Raw genomic sequence first — 18,134 nt, forward strand, 5'->3', positions numbered from 1 at the left:
CCGTGCCCGCGGCCGTCACCGGATCTCGATTGTGATCGTCGAGCCCTTGGGCGCGCGCTCGCCGCCCTCGACGGACTGTCCCTCGACGGTGTCGCCGAACAGGCCGAGCAGCCCGCGGTCCTCGTCCACCTCGAAGCCCGCCTCCTCCAGCGCACGGGTGGCGTCGTCGACGCCGTCACCCACCACGTCCGGGACCTCGACCATCTCGGGGCCCTTGGACACCGTCAGCGTCACCGTGTCGCCCTCGGCCGCCCGGCCGCCGGCCTTCGGGCTCTGCGCGGCGACCTGGCCCTGCTCGAACTCGGCGGAGGTGACCCGCTCCTCGGCGACCTTCACCTTCAGCCCGGCCTCCTTCAGCTCCGCCTCGGCGTCGGCCAGGTCGTCACCGGTGACGTCGGGCACGTCGACGGGGCTGCCCTTGCTGACGACGAGCGCCACGGCCGTGCCCGCGCGCACCTTGGTGCCGTCCGCCGGCTCGGCGGAGACGACCGCGCCGCGCGGCACGTCGTCGCTGAACTCCCGGGTCACCATGCCGGGCTCCAGGCCGTCGTCCTTCAGCAGGGACCGGGCCTCGGCCAGCTCCCGGCCGGCCAGGGCGGGCACCCGCACGGTCTCGGGTCCGTCGGAGACGGTGATGCTCACCGAGTCGTTGCCGCGGATGCGCGCCCCGGTGCCGGGGTCGCTGCTGATGACCCGGCCGCGCTCGACGGTGTCGCTGTGGGCGTGCTCCACCTTGCCCAGCTCCAGTCCGGCGTCCCGCAACCGGTCCTCGGCCTGGTCCTGGGTCTTCGCCAGCAGCGGCGGGACCTCGGTGAACTGGCCGGAGTTGATGTACCAGAGGCCCGTGCCGACGCCCAGCACCAGCAGGACGGCCACGACGAGCGCCATCGGGCCGCGCGGCACCGCCCGGCGGCCGGCCGGCGCGGCCGGCGGCGGGGACGCCAGACGGCTGGTGCGGTTCAGTTCCGCCTCCGGTGCCGCGCCGTCCCGGCCGGAGGCGCCCGGGCGGGGCGTCGTCAGCGCACGGGGGATCACGCTCGTGCGGTCGTCGGCGTTGTCGTGGTCCGACGTCAGCGCCCGCGGCGGCACCGCGTCCAGCTGGTCGTCGGCGAGGCGGGCCCGCCCGTCGCGGACCCGCGCCAGCAGCGCCACCGCGTCGTACGGGCGGACCTCAGGGGTGCGGGCGGTCGCCGAGGCGACCATCTCGTCCAGCTCGTAGGCCAGGCCCGGCACGGCGGCCGAGGGCGGCGGCACGTCCTCGTGCAGGTGCTTGTAGAGGATCACGGCGGGGGAGTCCCCGTCGTGGGGCTTGTCCCCGGTGAGCATCTCGTAGAGCATCACGCCGCACGCGTACACGTCGACGCGGGGCTCCGCGGTGCCGTTCTCTATCTGCTCCGGGGCGAGGTACGACACCGTGCCGAGGACCGTGCCGGTGGTGTTGGTCACCGTGTCGACGGCCCTGACCAGGCCGAAGTCGGCGACCTTCACCCGGCCGTCGTCCCCTATCAGCACGTTCTCCGGCTTCATGTCGCGGTGCACGAACCCGGCGCGGTGGGCGGCGCCCAGGGCGGCCAGCACCGGCTCCAGGATGTCCAGGGCGGCACGCGGCTGCAGTGCCCCGCGCTCGCGCAGCACGTCCCGCAGGGTGCACCCGGCGACGTACTCCATCGCGAGGTAGACGTACGCGCCGTCGGTGCCCTGGTCGAAGACCTGCACCACGTTCGGGTGGGACAGCCGGGCCACCGACTTGGCCTCGCGGATGAACCGCTCGACGAACGAGGCGTCGACCGCGAGCGAGGGGTGCATCACCTTGAGCGCGAGGATCCGGTCGAGGCGGGTGTCCACGGCCCGGTAGACCGTGGCCATCCCGCCGACCGCGATCCGCGCGTCGATGCGGTACCGGCCGTCGAGCACCTGCCCGACCAAGGGGTCCTGAAGGGTCGTGTCCACGCAGGCGAGTGTACGAGCCGCGACCGACGGGGCCGTCCCCGCGGCTGCCGTCGGGGCGGTACTGCAGCGGACCTGTGACGTGCCCCGCGAGGGCGGACGCACCCCTACCGGAAGGCGGGGCGCTCCGGGTCCAGGGCGGCCATGCCGTCGCCCGGCGACGACGCCCGGGCGAAGTGCCGCCGCGGGATCCGGCCCGCCCGGCGGGCCAGCCGGCCCGCCTCCACGGCGTGCCGCATGGCTTCGGCCATCAGCACCGGCTCCTGCGCCCGCGTCACCGCCGAGGCCAGCATCACGCCCGCGCACCCCAGCTCCATCGCCAGCGCCGCGTCCGAGGCCGTCCCGGCGCCCGCGTCGAGGATCACCGGCACGCGCGCGTGCTCCACGATCAGCTCGAAGTTGTGCGGGTTGCGGATGCCCAGACCCGACCCGATCGGCGAACCGAGCGGCATGATCGCCGCGCAGCCCACGTCCTCCAGCTTCCGCGCGAGCACGGGATCGTCGTTGGTGTACGGCAGCACCGTGAAGCCGTCGTCGACCAGCGTCTCGGCCGCGTCCAGCAGCTCGATCGGGTCCGGCAGCAGGGTGCGCTCGTCGGCGATGACCTCCAGCTTGATCAGGTCCGTGCCGAGGGCCTCGCGCGCGAGGCGGGCGGTGAGGACGGCCTCGCCGGCGGTGAAGCAGCCCGCCGTGTTCGGCAGCACCTTGATGCCCAGCCGGTCGAGGACGGACAGCACCGAGCCGTGCACGGAGGCGTTCACCCGGCGCATCGCCACCGTCGTCAGCTCCGTGCCGGAGGCGACCAGGGAGCGCTCCAGCACGTCGAGGCTGGGCGCCCCGCCGGTCCCCATGATCAGGCGGGAGGTGAAGGACGTGTCCCCGAGGACGAACGGATCGTCGGCCATGGTCAGCCTCCTTGGACGGCGGTGAGGACTTCCACGCGGTCCCCTTCGGACAGGGGCGTGGCGGGCCACTGCGTGCGCGGGACGACGGTTTCGTTGAGGGCGGCGGCCACCCCCGAGGTCGAGGTGGTGAGGGACTTCACCACGGCGTCGAGAGCCGTGCCGGGCCGGACGTGGCGGGGCTCGCCGTTGACGGAGATGTTCATGCGGGCTGCTCCGTGAGTGCGGTGGCGGTGCGGAAGCGCTCGGGGGTGAAGGGACGGGCCTCGGCGGGCAGTTCGCCCGTGGCCAGGGCGTGCGCCAGGACGTCGCCGGTCACCGGCGTGAGCAGCACGCCGTTGCGGTAGTGACCGGTCGCCAGCAGCAGTCCGTCCAGAGCCGTCGGACCGAGCAGCGGGGCGTTGTCCGGGGAGCCGGGGCGCAGTCCGGCCCGGGTCTCGGTGAGCGGCAGTTCGGTGATCCCCGGCACCAGCTCGTGGGCGTCGCGCAGCAGCTCGTACACGCCGCCCGCGGTGACGGTGGTGTCCCAGCCCAGCTCCTCGCTGGTCGCCCCGATCACCAGCTCACCGCTCTCGCGCGGCACCAGGTAGACGTGACTGCCGCGCACGACCGCGCGCACGGTGCGGCTCAGGAACGGCCCGTGCCGCGGCGGCATCGTCAGCCGCACCACCTGGCCCTTGACGGGCCGTACGGGGGGCAGGACCTCGTCCGGGACGCCCGCGAGCCGGCCGCTGAGGCTGCCCCCGGCCAGCACGACCTGTCCCGCGCCCAGCGCGGTCCCGTCGTCGGTGACCACCCCCGCGGCCCGGTCCCGTTCGACGGTGAGCCGCTCGGCCCGGACGCGGTGCAGGACCACCCCCGCCCGCTCGCACGCGGCGACCAGCGCCCCGGCGAGGCGCCGGGGGTCGATCTGGTGGTCGCCGTCGACCCGCAGCCCGCCGCGCACGCCCGGCGCGAGCATCGGCTCCAGCCGGCGGCACTCGCGCCCCGACAGCCACTGCGAGTCCAGCCCGGACCGCTGCTGGAGGGCGTGCAGTTCTCGCAGGTGGGCGCGGTCGTCGGCGTCCAGGGCCACGGCCAGGGTGCCGCAGCGGCGGTAGCCGAGGTCGTGTCCGGTCAGTTCGGTCAGCTCGGCCGTGAAGTCCGGGTAGCGGCCGGCCGAGGCGAGGTTCAGCTGCAGCAGGGTCTGCTCGCCGTAGTGCAGTTCCGTGACGGCGGCCAGCATCCCGGCGGCGACCTGGGCGGCTCCGCCGCCGGGCTCGGGATCCACCAGGGCCGTGGCGAAACCGCGCTGCGCGGCCCGCCAGGCCGTGACCAGGCCGATGATCCCGCCCCCGACGACGAGGACGTCCGACGTGGTGGACGTGCGCGACATGGGCGTCCAGCCCCTCCCTTCGCCGGCATGACCCGGATCAGGTTCGTACGGTCGGAGGCCGCCAGCCTCCCTCTCAGCCCGGTGCGTCCGGGCTCCCGCGAGTGCTCTACGTTGGCCACCCTAGCCCGACCCCGCACGCCGCAGTAAGGGAGCCTCCTTCCATGGCCCGATCCCTCGACGGTCTGGTCCTCGCCCCGGTCGCCGACCAGGCACCCGGCCAGGTCGGGACGTCCACCCGGTTCACCTACCACGAGCGGGAGGGCGCGGTCTGGGCCGACTACGCGGGCGGGGACGTCGTACACGGGCATCTCGTGGGTATCCGGGAAGGTGACAGGCTCGACTTCCGCTACGTCCAGCTCGGGCGGGACGGCACCACCGCCTCGGGGCACTGCGTCTCGACGGTCGTGGAGCTGCCCGACGGGCGGGTGCGGCTGGAGGAGACCTGGCAGTGGGAGTCCCGGCCGGGCAGCGGCACGAGCGTTGTGGAGCAGGTCACGGCGCAGGGGCGCTGACTGACGGAGTGTCAGGTGTCTATGGTGATCAGGTGAGCGAGCAGACGCAGGAAGCAGGCCCGTCCGTGCCGCGGCGCGTGGTCGTGGCGGGCGCGGGCATGGCCGGGGTGCAGACCGCGGTCGCCCTGCGCGAACAGGGCTTCACCGGCACCGTGAGCCTGATCGGCGCCGAACCCCACCAGCCCTACGACCGACCGCCGTTGTCCAAGGCCGTCCTGCTCGGCAAGGCCGAGGGCTCCGCCTTCGACGTGGACTTCGAGGCGCTGGGCATCGAACTGCGCCTCGGCTGCGAGGTGCTGGGCCTGCGCCCGGGCGCCCACGAACTGGACACCGAGGCCGGAGCGGTGCCCTACGACGTCCTGGTCGTCGCGACCGGCGCAGAACCGGTCCGGCTGCCCGGCACGCAGGGAGTGCCCGGCGTGCACCTGCTGCGCACCCTGGACGACGCCGAGCGGCTGCGGCCGGTGCTGGCCGCCCGGCACGAGATCGTGGTCGTCGGCGCGGGCTGGATCGGCGCGGAGTTCGCCACGGCCGCGCGCGAGGCGGGCTGCTCGGTGACCGTCGTGGAGGCCGCCGGCCGTCCCCTCGCCGAAGCCCTGCCCCCCGAGGTCGCCGCGCCGATGACCCGCTGGTACGCCGACGCGGGCGCCTCCTTGCGCACCCACGCGCGCGTGGAGCGGGTGGAGCCCGGCGCGGTGGTCCTGGACGACGGCTCGCGGCTGCCCGCGGAGGCGGTCGTCGTCGGCATCGGCGCCCGCCCCGCCACGGCCTGGCTGTCCGGGTCCGGCGTCGAACTCGGCGCGCACGGCGAGGTGGTCGCCGACGCGCACCTGCGCACCCGCGTGCCGGACGTGTACGCGGTCGGCGACTGCGCCTCCTTCCCCTCGGGCCGGTACGGCGAGCGCCTGCTGGTGCACCACTGGGACAACGCCCTGCAGGGGCCGCGCACGGTCGCCGCGAACATCGTCGGCCGGGCCTCGGGCGAGCCGCCCGCGGTGTACGACCCGGTGCCCTACTTCTGGTCCGAGCAGTTCGGCCGGTTCGTGCAGTACGCCGGGCACCACGCGGCCGCCGACGCGCTGCTGTGGCGGGGCGACCCCTCCGGCCCGGCCTGGACGGTGTGCTGGCTGCGGGGCGAGCGGCTGGTCGCGCTGCTGGCGGTCGGCCGCCCGCGGGACCTGGCGCAGGGCCGCCGCCTGATCGAGTCGGGCACGCCGATGAACCCGGTGCTGCTGGCGGACCCGGCCAGGCCGATGAAGGCGGCCACGGCCTGAGACCGGGGCCGGGGCGGAGCGGGCCGTCGCGCCCGGGTGGACCGGGTCGGCTTCCGACTGTCGGTGGCGGATGGCAGGCTTGTTCCCGTGACCGAGATTGACGCAAAGATCGATGCTCTCGTCCCCGCCTGGCTCACCCTCCCCGACATCGCCGAGCAGCTCGGTGTCGAGGTGACGCGTGTGCGGCAGCTGGTCAAGGAGGGCCAGCTCATCGCCGTACGCCGCGGTGAGAACCGGGCGCTGCACGTTCCCGCCGCCTTCATCGACGGGGACAAGGTCGTCAAGGGCCTCACCGGGACCCTGACGCTCCTGCGGGACGACGGCTTCACGGACGAAGAGATGCTGGAGTGGCTCTTCACCCCCGACCCCAGCCTGCCCGGCACCCCCGCGCAGGCGCTCAGCGAGAACCGCGGCACGGAGGTGAAGCGCCGCGCGCAGGCGCTCGCAGTCTGACCCGGACTCCGCGGGAGGACCGTCCGGCACCGCCCGAGCGGGGCCGGACCCGAACAGCCGCCCGGTGCGGGGCCGTGGCCCACGGGGCCACGGCCCGGGACCGGGCCGTGCTCTTTCACGGGCGGGACGCATCCGGGCCTCGGGCGCGTAAGGTGCCCGGGGCGGTCCCGGACGGGACGCGCCCGCCCGGCCGGAACCGCCCGGCGGGCGGGGCCTTCCGGTGACGGAACCGCACAGCCCCACCCGGCCCTCCCGCCCGCACGCACCCGGAGGTGCACGCGGGTGCCCGCGCCGACCGGCCGGGCGCCGCGCCCCGGCCCACCCACGGCGCACGGGCGAGGCCGCCCGCGCCGACCACCAGGGTCCCGCCGCCCGCACGCTTCGCACCGCACGCGGACGGGGGCCCGCGCCACCGACACCGAGGGGGACTCCCATGACCGGCACCGCGACCTCCGCCGCCACCACCGCCCGGGCCCGGCTCGCCGACGCCCGGCTCTACCTCTGCACCGACGCCCGCAAGCGCCAGGGCGACCTTCCCGCGTTCCTGGACGCCGTGCTGGCCGGCGGCGTCGACATCGTCCAGCTGCGCGACAAGGGCATGGAGGCGGCCGAGGAGCTGGAGCACCTGGAGGTGTTCGCCGAGGCCTGCGCCCGGCACGGCAAGCTGCTCGCGGTCAACGACCGGGCGGACGTCGCCCACGCCGCCGGCGCCGACGTCCTGCACCTGGGCCAGGGCGACCTCCCGGTCCCCGCGGCCCGCGCCATCCTGGGCGACGACGTCCTGATCGGCCGCTCCACCCACGCCGGGCCCGAGGCCGCCGCGGCAGCCGGCCAGGAGGGCGTGGACTACTTCTGCACCGGCCCCTGCTGGCCGACCCCCACCAAGCCCGGCCGGCACGCCCCCGGGCTGGACCTCGTGCGGTACACGGCCGGTCTCGGCACCGACCGCCCCTGGTTCGCCATCGGCGGCATCGATCTCGGCAACCTCGACCAGGTCCTGGATGCGGGCGCCCGGCGGGTCGTCGTCGTACGGGCGATCACCGAAGCCGGTGACCCGGGTGACGCGGCGGCCGGGTTCGCCAAGCGCCTGCGGGAGCGCTGATCCCCGTTGTATCCAAGGAGTGGACAGAAGGACGGACAACTCGTGGACAATAGGTGCAAAACCCTGTGCGCGGTTGGGGGACCGACGCCCCCTGGCTAACCTGCCGGTATGGCCCTCGGCACCGCATCCATCAGATCGGACCACGCCCGCACCGTGCGCGACATGCTCGCGACCGGCAAGACGACGTACTCGTTCGAGTTCTACGCGCCCAAGACCCCGAAGGGCGAGCGGAACCTGTGGAACGCGCTGCGCCGGGTCGAGGCGGTGGCGCCCGACTTCGTCTCCGTGACCTACGGCGCGGGCGGCTCCACCCGCGCCGGGACGGTCAAGGCGACCGAGGCGATCGCCTCCGACACCACCCTCACGCCGATCGCCCACCTCACCGCGGTCGACCACTCGGTGGCCGACCTGCGCAACATCATCGGCCAGTACGCGGACGCCGGGATCCGCAACATGCTCGCCCTGCGCGGCGACCCGCCCGGCGACCCGATGGGCGAGTGGGTGCCGCATCCCCGGGGCCTGGCCTACGCGGCCGAGCTCGTCGAACTGATCAAGGCGTCCGGTGACTTCTGCGTGGGCGTGGCCGCCTTCCCGGCCATGCACCCGCGCTCCGCGGACTGGGAGACCGACGTCCGCCACTTCGTCGACAAGTGCCGGGCGGGCGCCGACTACGCCATCACGCAGATGTTCTTCCAGCCGGAGGACTACCTGCGGCTGCGCGACCGGGTCGCGGCCGCCGGCTGCGAGACCCCGATCATCCCCGAGGTCATGCCGATCGCCAGCGTGCGGACGCTGGAGCGCATCGGCTCCCTGACCAACGCCGCGTTCCCGGCCGCCCTGAAAGAGCGGATCCTCACAGCACAAGACGATCCGGCCGCTGTACGCTCCATTGGGATCGAATTCGCCACGGAGTTCTGTGCGCGGCTGCTCGCCGAAGGCGTGCCCGGGTTGCACTTCATCACGCTCAACAACTCCACGGCGACCCTGGAGATCTACGAGAACCTGGGCCTGCACCACCCACCGCAGGCCTAGACCGTTCGCACCGGTATACGACACACTGCGTAACGGCCACTGGGAGAGGGGCGTACATGGGCTGGGCGGTCCTCTACATCGCGTTCGGCGTCGTCGCGCTGTGGCTGCTGGGCGAGGTGCTCCTGCAGTACAAGGCGCGGCTGCGCTGGCGTCTGCTGGCCTTCGTCGGGTTCCTCGGTGTCGTCGTCGGTGTCCTGATCCCGTCGGTCGTGGTGATCGGCCTGGGCGCGGCCGCCTTCGCGGTCGGGCAGACCTACGTCACCCTGTCGTTCCGCAGCGGCTTCGCGGCCGGCTGGGCGGTCAGCGCGCCGGTGCTCGGCGGCAGCAGGCGCCGCCGCGGTGAGCGCGGGCGCCAGGAGCCGACGTTGGAGGTCTCCGACCTGGAGGCCGAGGGCGGCTACGGCGACGAGGGCACCGGCCACAGCCGGGACACCGACGGCTACGGCCAGGACGACGACCACGACGACGTCTTCACCCCGGTGCGCCACGGCCGCGCGACGGACGACGGGAACACCGCCGTCTACGAGCCGCAGCCCATGCCCGACGACACCGGCAACTACGGCGTGTACGGCGACACCGGCTACCCGGGCCGGTCCCACGACCAGTACGCGGCCCAGGGCTCCGACCAGTCCTACTCCTACGACTACTCGGGCTACGGCCAGCAGCAGGGCTACGACGGCACCGGACAGCAGCAGTACGCGGCCTACTCGGACCCGTACATCGGCTCGTCGAACTACGGCGGGACCGCCTACGACACCGGTTACGGCGACCAGCAGTACCACGGCCAGCAGGGTTACGCGCAGGACGCCTACCCCGGCACCTACGGCGGGGAGACACCGCCCGGCGGGGCGTGGGTGCCACAGCAGCGCAACACCGACGAGTACGGCCAGGAACTCCCGCCCGAGCAGCACTACCCCTACCAGGGGGGCGGGCAGCAGCCGCAGGGCAACGGCTTCGACGAGCAGTACCGTTTCTGAAGCCCGCGGCGGAAGGTCACTGCGAGCCGCGGAACCCGGGCCCCTCCACGATCAGTCCGGCCACCAGCGCCCCCGACATGCCCGCGTGCGGCAGTCCGCCGCCGGGGTGCGCCCAGCCGCCGACGGCGAACAGGCCCGGCACGACGGTGGTGTTGGACGGGTGCAGCAGCCGCCCCCCGGCCGCCGCCAGCGCCGGGACCGGCACCGCGCCGCCCTCCGCGCCCGTCGCGTCCGCGATGTCGGCCGGGGTGCGCAGCTCCCGCCAGAGCACCCGCTCGCGCAGCCCGGGCACGGCGCGTCCGGCCGCCGTCACCATCCGTTCGGCCACGTCGTCCCAGGACCGGTCGGGCCGCGCGGGGACGACCGCGGTCACGGTGACCGCCTCGTGGCCCTCCGGGGCCGACCGCTCGTCACCCGGCCGCAGCACCGTCACCGTGGGCCGCCCGGCCGGCTCCGCCGCGCCGAACAGGGCGTCCAGTTCGGCCTCGCGGTCCGGTGTGTGCACCACCGTGCGGTGGGCCGTGCCCTCGGGGCGGGCGCCGCGCAGGGCCAGCAGGACGGTCAGCCGCGCTGCCGCCGCCGGCTGCGGGCGCACCCCGCCGTCGTCCCGCACCGCCCGGCCCGCCAGCCGGTCCAGCACGCCGGGGGAGACCCCGGCGACGACGTGGTCGGCCTCCACGGCCGTCCCGTCGGCCAGTTCGATCCCCGCGGCCCGGCCGTCCTTCTCCAGGACTCCCGTCACCTCGGCACCGAAGTGGAACACGACCCCGCGGGCCAGGCACCGCTCGTAGACCGCGCGCGCCAGCTCCCGCATCCCGCCGCGCACGTACCAGGTGCCGAACGCGTGCTCCATGTACGGCAGGACCGCCGCGCTCGCGGGCGTGGTCCGCGGGTCCAGGCCGTGGCTGAGGGCGTGACTCTCCAGCAGTGCGGCCAGCCGCGGGTCGCGCAGTTCCCAGGCGCCGACCTCGGCGAGGGTGCCGGCCCTGCGGGTGCGCAGCAGCCGCTTGTGCGGCACCGCCGGGTAGGGCTCGCGCTCGGCCAGCACCTGCCAGTTCGGCCACAGCGGCTCCTCCAGGAGCGGTCGCCGGGTCCGGTCCCAGGCCTCGCGCGCCCGCACCAGGAAGTCGCCCCACCGCTGTCCGGCGCCCGCTCCGAGTCCCTCGTCCAGGGCGGCGACCACACCGGCGCGCGAGGCGTTCGGCAGGGACACCGCCGTGCCGTCCGCGAACACGTGCCGTGACGACGGGTCGACCTGGACCAGTTCGGCACACGCCTCCAGCGGCTCCTTGCCGGTCTTGACGAACAGGTCGCGGTAGACGGCCGGCAGGGGCAGCAGGCCGGGGCCCGTGTCGAAGGAGAACCCGTCGCGTGCGAAGCGGCGCAGCGCCCCGCCGTAGGTGTCCGTCCGCTCGTACACCGCCACCCGGTGGCCCGCGACGGCCAGCCGGGCCGCGGCCGCCATCGCGCCCGTCCCGGCGCCGATCACCGCAATCCGTGCCATGCCAGGGACTTTATCCGCCCTGGTCCGAGCGGTTGCGCGGGCCACCTCGAGTACGGGCGCGGACGTCGTCGTGACCAGGCGGCCGCGGCGCGATCCGGGGGCCGTCGCTCAGCCGTGAGTACCCGTACTCAGACGGGGAGTTGAGTACGCGCGCGGATGGGCGGCCACCTGCGGGAACGGGAGAGTGGAGACACGGAGAGGGGCACGGCTCCGGCACCGGCGGCACGGGGCGCCGGAACGGAGCCGGCCCGCGATCCGCTCCTTCCGCCGGCGCAGCCGGCGGGAGCGAGGCACGGGGGAGTACGACCGGGTGATCCGGGCGGACCGGATCACCCGGGAGAACCGGGGGACGACCGCGAACGGGGGTCCTGCGGGGGGACGCACGGGGGAGCACGGAAGGCGCCGGTTCGGAACGGCCCGCGGGGGACGCGGCCGGACCGGACCGGCGCCTTCGCGTGACACCGATGTCTTCTCGCCCGTGCGCTGCCCCGCCGGTCAGCGGCGGCCGCTCACCCGGCCCTGGAGCAGGCGGGACAGGGCCGCGTGCACGTCGTCGAGGGAACGCTCCGGCTGGAACGACTTCCAGTCGAGGGCCGCCACCAGGACCATGCCGACCAGCGCCGCCGCCGTCAGCGGAACGTCGATCTCCGCGCTGAACTCGCCGTTGCCCACGCCCTCGCGCAGCACGTCCTCCACCACCGCGACGGCCTGCTGCCGGACCACCATCAGCGTCGACTGCCAGGCCCGGTTGGTGCGCCACAGCTCCGCCACGTACAGCTGCGTGAACGCGGGGTAGCGGTCGATGAAGACCAGCCCCGCGCGGATCATCGCGTCCAGGGCGTCGACCTTGCTGCCGCCCCGGCCGGCGGTCTGCTCGGCCGCGTCCCGCAGGGAGGCGGTGAGCAGGCCGACGCCGTGCCGCAGCAGCTCCTCGAAGAGGACGGACTTGCTCGCGAAGTTGTAGTACACCGTGCCCTTCGCGACTCCGGCACGCTCGGCGATCTCGTCCACGGTCGTGGCGGAGAACCCCTGCTCGGCGATGAGCGTGACGGCCGCCTCGTAGAGCTTCTGCCGGGTGGCCTCGCGGCGCGTGCTGCCGCCCGACGCGGCACTGCTGCTTTCCATGGCCCCGATTGTCACAGGAACCTTTCCGGGAGAAGTGACGGAGGCACTCACAGGGTCAGCTCCGGGTGCAGCCGGTCCAGCGTCCACACCTGCCGCCTGCGGGCCGCCACGGCGGTCAGCGCGAGGGCACCGGCGGTGAACGCCGCCAGCACCACGCACGCCTGCCACACCGGCCCGAGGCCGCCGCCCGTGATGAGCCGCCGCAGCGCCTCGACGACGTAGCTCATCGGCAGGTACGGGTGCAGCGCGTTGAAGAAGCCGGGGCTGGTCTGTACGGGGTACGTGCCGCCCGCCGAGGTGAGCTGCAGCATCAGCAGGGCCAGGACGAGGATCCTCCCGGCCGCCCCGAAGCGCGCGTTCAGCCACTGCACGATCGCCGCGAAGCACGCCGTCACCAGGAACAGGAAGGCCACCGTCCCGGCCGCCCGGACCATCTCCAGGCCGACGGCCCAGTGCAGCACGGACATCAGGGCGACGGTCTGCAGCACCCCGATCGCCACCACCGGCAGCCAGCCCGCCAGCGCGATCCGCCAGGCCGGGGCGCCGGCCGCGAGGGCACGCCGGTTCATGGGCGTGATCAGCATGTACGCCACCATCGCCCCCACCCACAGCGACAGCGGGATGAAGTACGGGGCGAAGCCGGTGCCGTAGTTCGGCGCCTTGTGCAGGTCGTGCGAGGCCAGCCGCACGGGGTCGGCCATGACCTCGGTGCGGCGGTCGCGGTCCGGCTTGTCGTAGTCGGGGATCTTCTCCGCCCCGTCGTGCAGGCCCCCGGCGAGCTTCCCGGAGCCGCCGACGAGCTTGTAGAGGCCGCCGTTGAGGTCGTCCGCGCCGGTCTTGAGCTCGCCGACTCCCTCGTCCAGGTCGGCGGCACCGGTCTTGGCCTTGCCGAGCCCCGTGTGCAGCTTCTTCGCCCCCGCGGCGACCTTCGCCGCGCCGTCGTTCAGCTTGTCGATCTTCTCGACGGCGTCGTCGAGGTCCTCGGCCAGGTGCGGCGCGCGGTCGGCGAGCGCCTGGGACTGCTTCTGCAGGGCGGCGAGGTTCTTGTCCAGCCGGTCCAGGTCGCCGTCGTGGTCAGCGACCAGCGTGTCGAGGTCGTCCGCGATGAGGGTGACGTCGGCCGCGGCGTCCTCGGCCTTCTTCAGGTCGGCGCAGGCCGCGTCGGGCAGGGCCGGATCGGCGCAGCGCCGGGCGTACACGTCGGTGAGCGTGGTGGACGCGGCGCGAGCGCCCTTGGCGGCGGTGGGGGCCCTCTTCACCAGGGTGTCCAGGTGCTTGCGCAGCACGCCCGAGGAGTCGGCGACCAGTCGGGCCGTGTCGCCGACGGTCTTCTCGTTGCCCTTCAGGAACGGGCCCGCCTTGGCGGCCGGACCGTTGACCCGGTCGGCGAGCTTCTGCGTGCCGTCCGCGACACTCCGGGCGCCGTCCTGAACGGCACCGGCCCCCTTGGTGAGCTTCGTCAGGGCCGTCGACAGCTCGCCGCTGCCGTCCTTGGCGTCCGACAGGCCGTCGGCGAGGTCCTCGGAGCCCTTCTCGGCCTTGCCGATACCGCCCTTGAGCCGGTCGGCGCCCTGCGCCGCCCTGACGGTCTCGCCGTGGATGCCGGAGAACGACACGAAGATCCTGTCCAGGAAGGTCCGCGAGGTCTTCGTGGACGCGGCCTGCCGGACCTCGGCGAAGACCGTCCGGGAGATCTGCCCGACGATGTAGTTGTTGGCGTCGTTCGTGCGCACCTGCAGGGCGCCGGTCTCGGGCGACTCGCCCGAGCTCGAGGCGATGCGCGCGCTGAAGTCGGCCGGCATCGTGAGCGACAGGTAGTAGGTGCCGTCCTCGACACCACGGCGGGCCTCCTCGGCGCTCACCTCGCGCCAGTCGAAGGTCTTGCTGTCGTGCAGCCGCTCGGTGATGTCGTCGCCCGCGGTGACCTTCCTGCCGTCGGCGGTCGCCCCCCTGTCGTCGTTCACCAGGGCCACGGGGATCCGGTCCAGCCGGCCGTACGGGTCCCAGAACGACCACAGGTACAAGGCCCCGTACAGCAGCGGCAGTACGAGCAGCGCGACCAGTCCCGCCCGCGGCAGCTTCCCCCGGCCGAAGCGGCGCAGCTCAAGCGCGGCGAGTTTCGGCGAGCGCATCGCCCTTCCCCTCTTCCGGGCCGGCCGGGCCGTCCCCGGCGGTGGCGGTGCCGTCCGCGGTTCCGGCGGTGCCGGCAGTGGTGGTTCGGGTGGGCCCGGCGTCCGGCGCGTTCCCGGCGTCCGGTTCGTTCCCCGGGGCCCGTGGGTCACCGTCGTCCGTGCCGCCGCCCTCGCCGTCGGGGTCCGTGTGCGTGGAGAGCCGGACGGTTCCCTCCGGCGCCTCGCTGCACACCGCCACCACCGTCGTCCCCGCGTCGGCGAGGGACCTCAACAGCTCCCACATCCGGGCTCGTTCGGCGTCGGCCAGCTTCAAGTCCGCGTCGTCGACGCCCAGGAGGCGTGGCCGGACGATCAGCGCGAGGGCGACGGACAGCCGCAGCGCCTCCAGGCGCTCCAGGTCGCGCACCGCCGTGCGCGGGCCCTTGGGCAGCGCCTTCGGAGCGAGTCCGGCGGCTTCCAGCGCCTCGTCGACGCGGCGCTGCGACTCCGCCGCCCGCTCACGGCGAGGGCGCAGCAGCCCGCGCAGCGAACCGCCGAACCGCCGCTGGAGCAGAGCCCGTTCGCGCAGGTGCTCGCCGACGGTCAGGGCGGGGTCGAGGTCGGTGACCCCCGGCACGTGTGCCAGCGCGCTGAAGCGGCGGACCGCCGGCAACTGCTTCGGCAGCCGCGCCCCGCCCACCTCCGCCGTGCCCTCCGTGACCTTCATCCGCCCCGTCAGCGCCAGCAGCAGGCACGTGCGGCCGGACCCGGACGGGCCCTCGATCGTGACGAGCGATCCCGGTCCGGCGTCGACGGACGCCCCGCGGACCGCCCAGCCCCGCGGCCCCTTGACCCCGAGGCCGTCGGCGACGATCCGCGCCCCTCCCGTCCGTTCCCCCACGAGACTCCCCACCATTTGAACTGACTGGTCAGTGCAAAAACTACTCCGAACCTACGAACGAGGCAAAACCGCAGGTCGGATCGGATTGTCAGTGCCATACCGCACGATGGGGGCATACGGCACTGACGTGCCGTCACACAGACGACAGGAGGTTCGTCATGGCCAGCTATCACGCAGCAGCCGCCCGCCGGCGCCGCGCCTCCGGCCCTGCCCCCTCACTGACCGGCCCGGCGAGCGACGTCCACCCCGTGCTGCGCAGGGCCTCGGCCCCGCCGGCCGCCCTCGACCTGCTCGCCCAGGCGCGCGCGGGTCTCGACGAGGCCACCGTCCTGGAAACCCCCAACGAGCGCTACGCGACGGCCCATCTCGCCGCGCTGCGCACCGCCGCCGCCGTGCTCGCCGCCCGGGGCCGGCCCGAGACGTCACCCCGGGCCCGGGCCAAGATCCGAAGTGCCTGGGAGGTGCTCCCGGAGATCGCGCCCGAACTGGCGGAGTGGAGCGCCCTCTTCGCCTCCGGCGCCCGGCGCCGCGCCCGTGCCGAGGCGGGCATCCAGGGCGCGGCCTGCGACCGGGACGCCGACGACCTGATACGGGACGTGTCGATGTTCCTCCGCCTCGTGGAGCGCATGCTGGTCCTCCAGCCGGTGCTCCCGCAGCCCCGCGCGGACCAGGACCGCCCGGAGGGCCCGAACCCGGAGCGGGACATGCCGGACGCGGGCTGACGGACCCCGCGGCGGATCGGGACGTGCCGGACGGGACCCGACCGGCTCCCGTACCGGGCGGGGGCATACCCGGCGCGGACCGATCGGGTGCCCGGGCCGGGCGGGGCCTGCCGGGGCCCGTGCCGGACTCCGGCGTACCCGCGTGCGTGGTGCACGGCCCGGGTGGGCGGGCCGGTGTTCCCGCCGCGCGGACCTCCCCGGACCGGGGCATGCCGGTCGTCACGGCCGAGGCAATAGGGTGGGGACGCCTGAGGTCTTCCCCGCCCGTTCTTCACGGCGCCGGGGGAGGCACCCCGTTCGCGCCGCCGTGCAAGAGGCGGTGCCGCGCCGAGGAGTCAACTGCCGTGCCGGACCCGATGCGCCCCCGCGCCTCACTCCGTACCGCCGTGGTCTGGGAGGTCCTCCAGGACGCCCTCGACCGCCGGGTCAAGGCCACGGGCAGGGAATCGCTCGACGTCCTCGACACCGGGGGCGGCAGCGGCAACTTCGCGGTGCCCGCCGCCCGCCTCGGTCACCGGGTCACGGTCGTCGACCCCAGCCCCAACGCGCTGTTCGCCCTCGAGCGCCGCGCCGCCGAGGCGGACGTCGCCGACCGGGTCAAGGGCGTGCAGGGCGACGCCCACGGACTCCTCGACGTCGCCGAGCGCGGCGGCTACGACGTGGTGCTGTGCCACGGCGTCCTGGAGTACGTCGACGACCCGGCCGAGGGCATCCGCAACGCCGTGGCCGCCCTGCGCTCCGGCGGCGTCCTCAGCCTCCTGGCCGCCGGTCTCGGCGGTGCCGTGCTCGCCCGGGCCCTCGCGGGGCACTTCAAGGAGGCCCGGCAGGCCCTCGACGACCCGAACGGACGATGGGGCTCGGGTGACCCCGTGCCGCGCCGCTTCACCGCCGAGCAGCTCACGGACCTGGTCGAGGGCGCGGGCCTGCGGGTCGGGTCGGTCCACGGCGTGCGGGTCTTCGCCGACCTCGTGCCCGGCGTCCTCGTGGACACCGAGCCGGGAGCCCTGGAGGCGCTGCTGAAGCTGGAGGAGGCCGCGGCCGGACTCCCCGCGTTCCGTTCCGTCGCCACACAGCTCCATGTCCTCGCCGAGACCACGGAGACCACCGGATCGCCTGGGGCCGGTGAGAACAGCGCGGAGCACTGAGACAGACGATGCCGGTGAGGCTCCCGGTACCGCCGGGAGTCGAACAGCCTCCTGAGGCACCGCCGCTGATCAGCGGCGCGGCTGCGCATGGAGTACGCCACAGGCCCCCCGAATGGGGGCTTCGCGCCGTATGATCGAGGGAGACCGTTCCGGCATGACGGATCGGCCGCCGGGGAATGGAAGCCTCAGCGAGCCGGACGTCCGTGGCGGGTGCCGGTTGGCCAAATGGCGCAGAGGGGCGGGTTTCACGGGGGCGATTCCCTGCCTATCCTGAAGGGACCCCCCGGGTCGCCCCGGCGACTGCACGATGAGGAGGACTCCGTGCCGCTCTCGGAGCACGAGCAGCGCATGCTCGAGCAGATGGAGCGAGCGCTGTACGCCGAAGATCCCAAGTTCGCGTCGGCGCTCGAGGGAAGCGGGCTGCGTACGTACACCCGGCGGCGGGTCTACCAGGCGGTCGCGGGCTTCCTCGTAGGTATTGCGCTCCTCATGGCCGGTATGGTCGCCAAGCAGGTCTGGCTCAGTGTCGTGGGTTTCCTCGTCATGCTGGGCTGCGCCGTGCTCGCGGTGACCGGCTGGCGCAAGGCGCCCAAGCCGGGCGAACAGGCCGCCGGTGCCGCCGGAGGGCCGCAGGCCCGCCGTCAGGGCCGTTCGCGGCGCTCCATGATGGACCGCATCGAACAGCGCTGGCAGAAGCGCCGTGACGAGCAGGGCGGCCATTAGCCCCGCGGCCGGCCCGCCCACGTGATCCCGTGCGTCAGGGGGTGACCACCCACCCGGTGGTCACCCCCTGACGCACGTCCGCACACCGACCGGATCCGAACGCCACCCACGCGCCGGCCCGTGCCGACCTGCTGCTGGGGCGCGGGCCGCAACCGGGCCGCCCGCCGGACCAGGGCTGCATCTCCGCACCGGGCCGGGCACCTCTGCGCGGGAGAGAGCGGCCGGCCCGCGTACCGAGCCCGGGCCGGCCGCCCCTACCGGACCGGGGCCCGGCCCGACGCGTCCTCGCGCGCGGTCGGCCCCGGCCCCGGTCACTGCCCTCGACTCGC

The 18,134-nt window shown here is 74.4% G+C and carries 17 protein-coding genes and 1 riboswitch; of the genes, 9 read left to right on the forward strand and 8 right to left on the reverse strand.

Annotation, left to right across the window (positions count from 1 at the left end):
- Positions 1-15: 15 nt before the first annotated feature.
- The 4 genes from pknB to thiO form a co-directional block, all read right to left on the reverse strand.
- Complete coding sequence (gene pknB / locus Q5694_RS06700; RefSeq protein ID WP_333931128.1) at positions 16-1,950, reverse strand: Stk1 family PASTA domain-containing Ser/Thr kinase; 1,935 nt, start codon at positions 1,948-1,950, stop codon at positions 16-18.
- Positions 1,951-2,054: 104 nt separating this feature from the next.
- Complete coding sequence (locus Q5694_RS06705) at positions 2,055-2,852, reverse strand: thiazole synthase (RefSeq protein ID WP_333931129.1); 798 nt, start codon at positions 2,850-2,852, stop codon at positions 2,055-2,057.
- 2 nt (positions 2,853-2,854) lie between these two features.
- Positions 2,855-3,055 carry a sulfur carrier protein ThiS gene (gene thiS, locus Q5694_RS06710; protein WP_333931130.1) on the reverse strand — a complete coding sequence of 67 codons (201 nt, stop codon included), beginning with the start codon at positions 3,053-3,055 and terminating at the stop codon, positions 2,855-2,857.
- Positions 3,052-4,224: a glycine oxidase ThiO gene (thiO, locus tag Q5694_RS06715; RefSeq protein WP_333931131.1), complete on the reverse strand. Its 1,173-nt coding sequence runs from the start codon at positions 4,222-4,224 to the stop codon at positions 3,052-3,054. Before thiO ends, thiS begins: the two co-directional genes overlap by 4 nt.
- A riboswitch (TPP riboswitch) is annotated at positions 4,222-4,333 on the reverse strand. Its footprint overlaps the gene before it by 3 nt.
- 52 nt (positions 4,334-4,385) lie before the next feature.
- Here thiO and Q5694_RS06720 point away from each other — a divergent pair.
- From Q5694_RS06720 to Q5694_RS06745, 6 genes are all read left to right on the forward strand, one after another.
- On the forward strand, positions 4,386-4,736 hold the full coding sequence (locus tag Q5694_RS06720; protein ID WP_333931133.1) for a hypothetical protein: 351 nt from the start codon (positions 4,386-4,388) through the stop codon (positions 4,734-4,736).
- 32 nt (positions 4,737-4,768) lie between these two features.
- Complete coding sequence (locus tag Q5694_RS06725; RefSeq protein WP_333931134.1) at positions 4,769-6,010, forward strand: NAD(P)/FAD-dependent oxidoreductase; 1,242 nt, start codon at positions 4,769-4,771, stop codon at positions 6,008-6,010.
- Positions 6,011-6,097: 87 nt separating this feature from the next.
- The gene (locus Q5694_RS06730) at positions 6,098-6,463 is read left to right on the forward strand and encodes an Rv2175c family DNA-binding protein (RefSeq protein WP_328772257.1); all 366 of its coding nucleotides are present in this window, start codon (positions 6,098-6,100) and stop codon (positions 6,461-6,463) included.
- Positions 6,464-6,896: 433 nt separating this feature from the next.
- Positions 6,897-7,565: a thiamine phosphate synthase gene (thiE, locus tag Q5694_RS06735; RefSeq protein ID WP_333931136.1), complete on the forward strand. Its 669-nt coding sequence runs from the start codon at positions 6,897-6,899 to the stop codon at positions 7,563-7,565.
- Between the two features lie 108 nt (positions 7,566-7,673).
- Positions 7,674-8,597: a methylenetetrahydrofolate reductase [NAD(P)H] gene (metF, locus tag Q5694_RS06740; RefSeq protein WP_333931138.1), complete on the forward strand. Its 924-nt coding sequence runs from the start codon at positions 7,674-7,676 to the stop codon at positions 8,595-8,597.
- A gap of 56 nt (positions 8,598-8,653) precedes the next feature.
- Entirely contained in the window at positions 8,654-9,574 is a 921-nt protein-coding gene (locus Q5694_RS06745; protein ID WP_333931140.1) for an SCO2102 family sporulation regulator, read from the forward strand.
- Between the two features lie 16 nt (positions 9,575-9,590).
- Here Q5694_RS06745 and Q5694_RS06750 read toward each other — a convergent pair whose 3' ends face one another.
- The 4 genes from Q5694_RS06750 to Q5694_RS06765 form a co-directional block, all read right to left on the reverse strand.
- On the reverse strand, positions 9,591-11,078 hold the full coding sequence (locus tag Q5694_RS06750) for a phytoene desaturase family protein (RefSeq protein WP_333931141.1): 1,488 nt from the start codon (positions 11,076-11,078) through the stop codon (positions 9,591-9,593).
- A 495-nt stretch (positions 11,079-11,573) separates the two neighbouring features.
- The gene (locus tag Q5694_RS06755) at positions 11,574-12,203 is read right to left on the reverse strand and encodes a TetR/AcrR family transcriptional regulator (protein ID WP_333931142.1); all 630 of its coding nucleotides are present in this window, start codon (positions 12,201-12,203) and stop codon (positions 11,574-11,576) included.
- Positions 12,204-12,250: 47 nt separating this feature from the next.
- Positions 12,251-14,335, reverse strand: coding sequence for a YhgE/Pip domain-containing protein (locus tag Q5694_RS06760; RefSeq protein ID WP_333931143.1), 2,085 nt, complete (start codon positions 14,333-14,335; stop codon positions 12,251-12,253).
- Positions 14,307-15,230: an ATP-binding cassette domain-containing protein gene (locus tag Q5694_RS06765; protein ID WP_333931145.1), complete on the reverse strand. Its 924-nt coding sequence runs from the start codon at positions 15,228-15,230 to the stop codon at positions 14,307-14,309. The genes Q5694_RS06760 and Q5694_RS06765 overlap by 29 nt, the downstream gene beginning before the upstream one ends.
- A gap of 143 nt (positions 15,231-15,373) precedes the next feature.
- Between Q5694_RS06765 and Q5694_RS06770 the strand changes: the two genes are divergently transcribed.
- The 3 genes from Q5694_RS06770 to Q5694_RS06780 all read left to right on the forward strand — a co-directional run bounded on the left by Q5694_RS06770 (position 15,374) and on the right by Q5694_RS06780 (position 17,805).
- On the forward strand, positions 15,374-15,937 hold the full coding sequence (locus Q5694_RS06770) for an SAV_6107 family HEPN domain-containing protein (RefSeq protein WP_333931146.1): 564 nt from the start codon (positions 15,374-15,376) through the stop codon (positions 15,935-15,937).
- A 344-nt stretch (positions 15,938-16,281) separates the two neighbouring features.
- Positions 16,282-17,082: a methyltransferase gene (locus tag Q5694_RS06775; protein ID WP_333931148.1), complete on the forward strand. Its 801-nt coding sequence runs from the start codon at positions 16,282-16,284 to the stop codon at positions 17,080-17,082.
- A gap of 321 nt (positions 17,083-17,403) precedes the next feature.
- Positions 17,404-17,805, forward strand: a complete 402-nt coding sequence (locus Q5694_RS06780; RefSeq protein ID WP_333931149.1) for a DUF3040 domain-containing protein — start codon at positions 17,404-17,406, stop codon at positions 17,803-17,805.
- Positions 17,806-18,134 lie beyond the last annotated feature (329 nt).

This window comes from Streptomyces sp. AHA2, assembly GCF_036857595.1.
Taxonomy (GTDB): Bacteria; Actinomycetota; Actinomycetes; order Streptomycetales; family Streptomycetaceae; genus Streptomyces.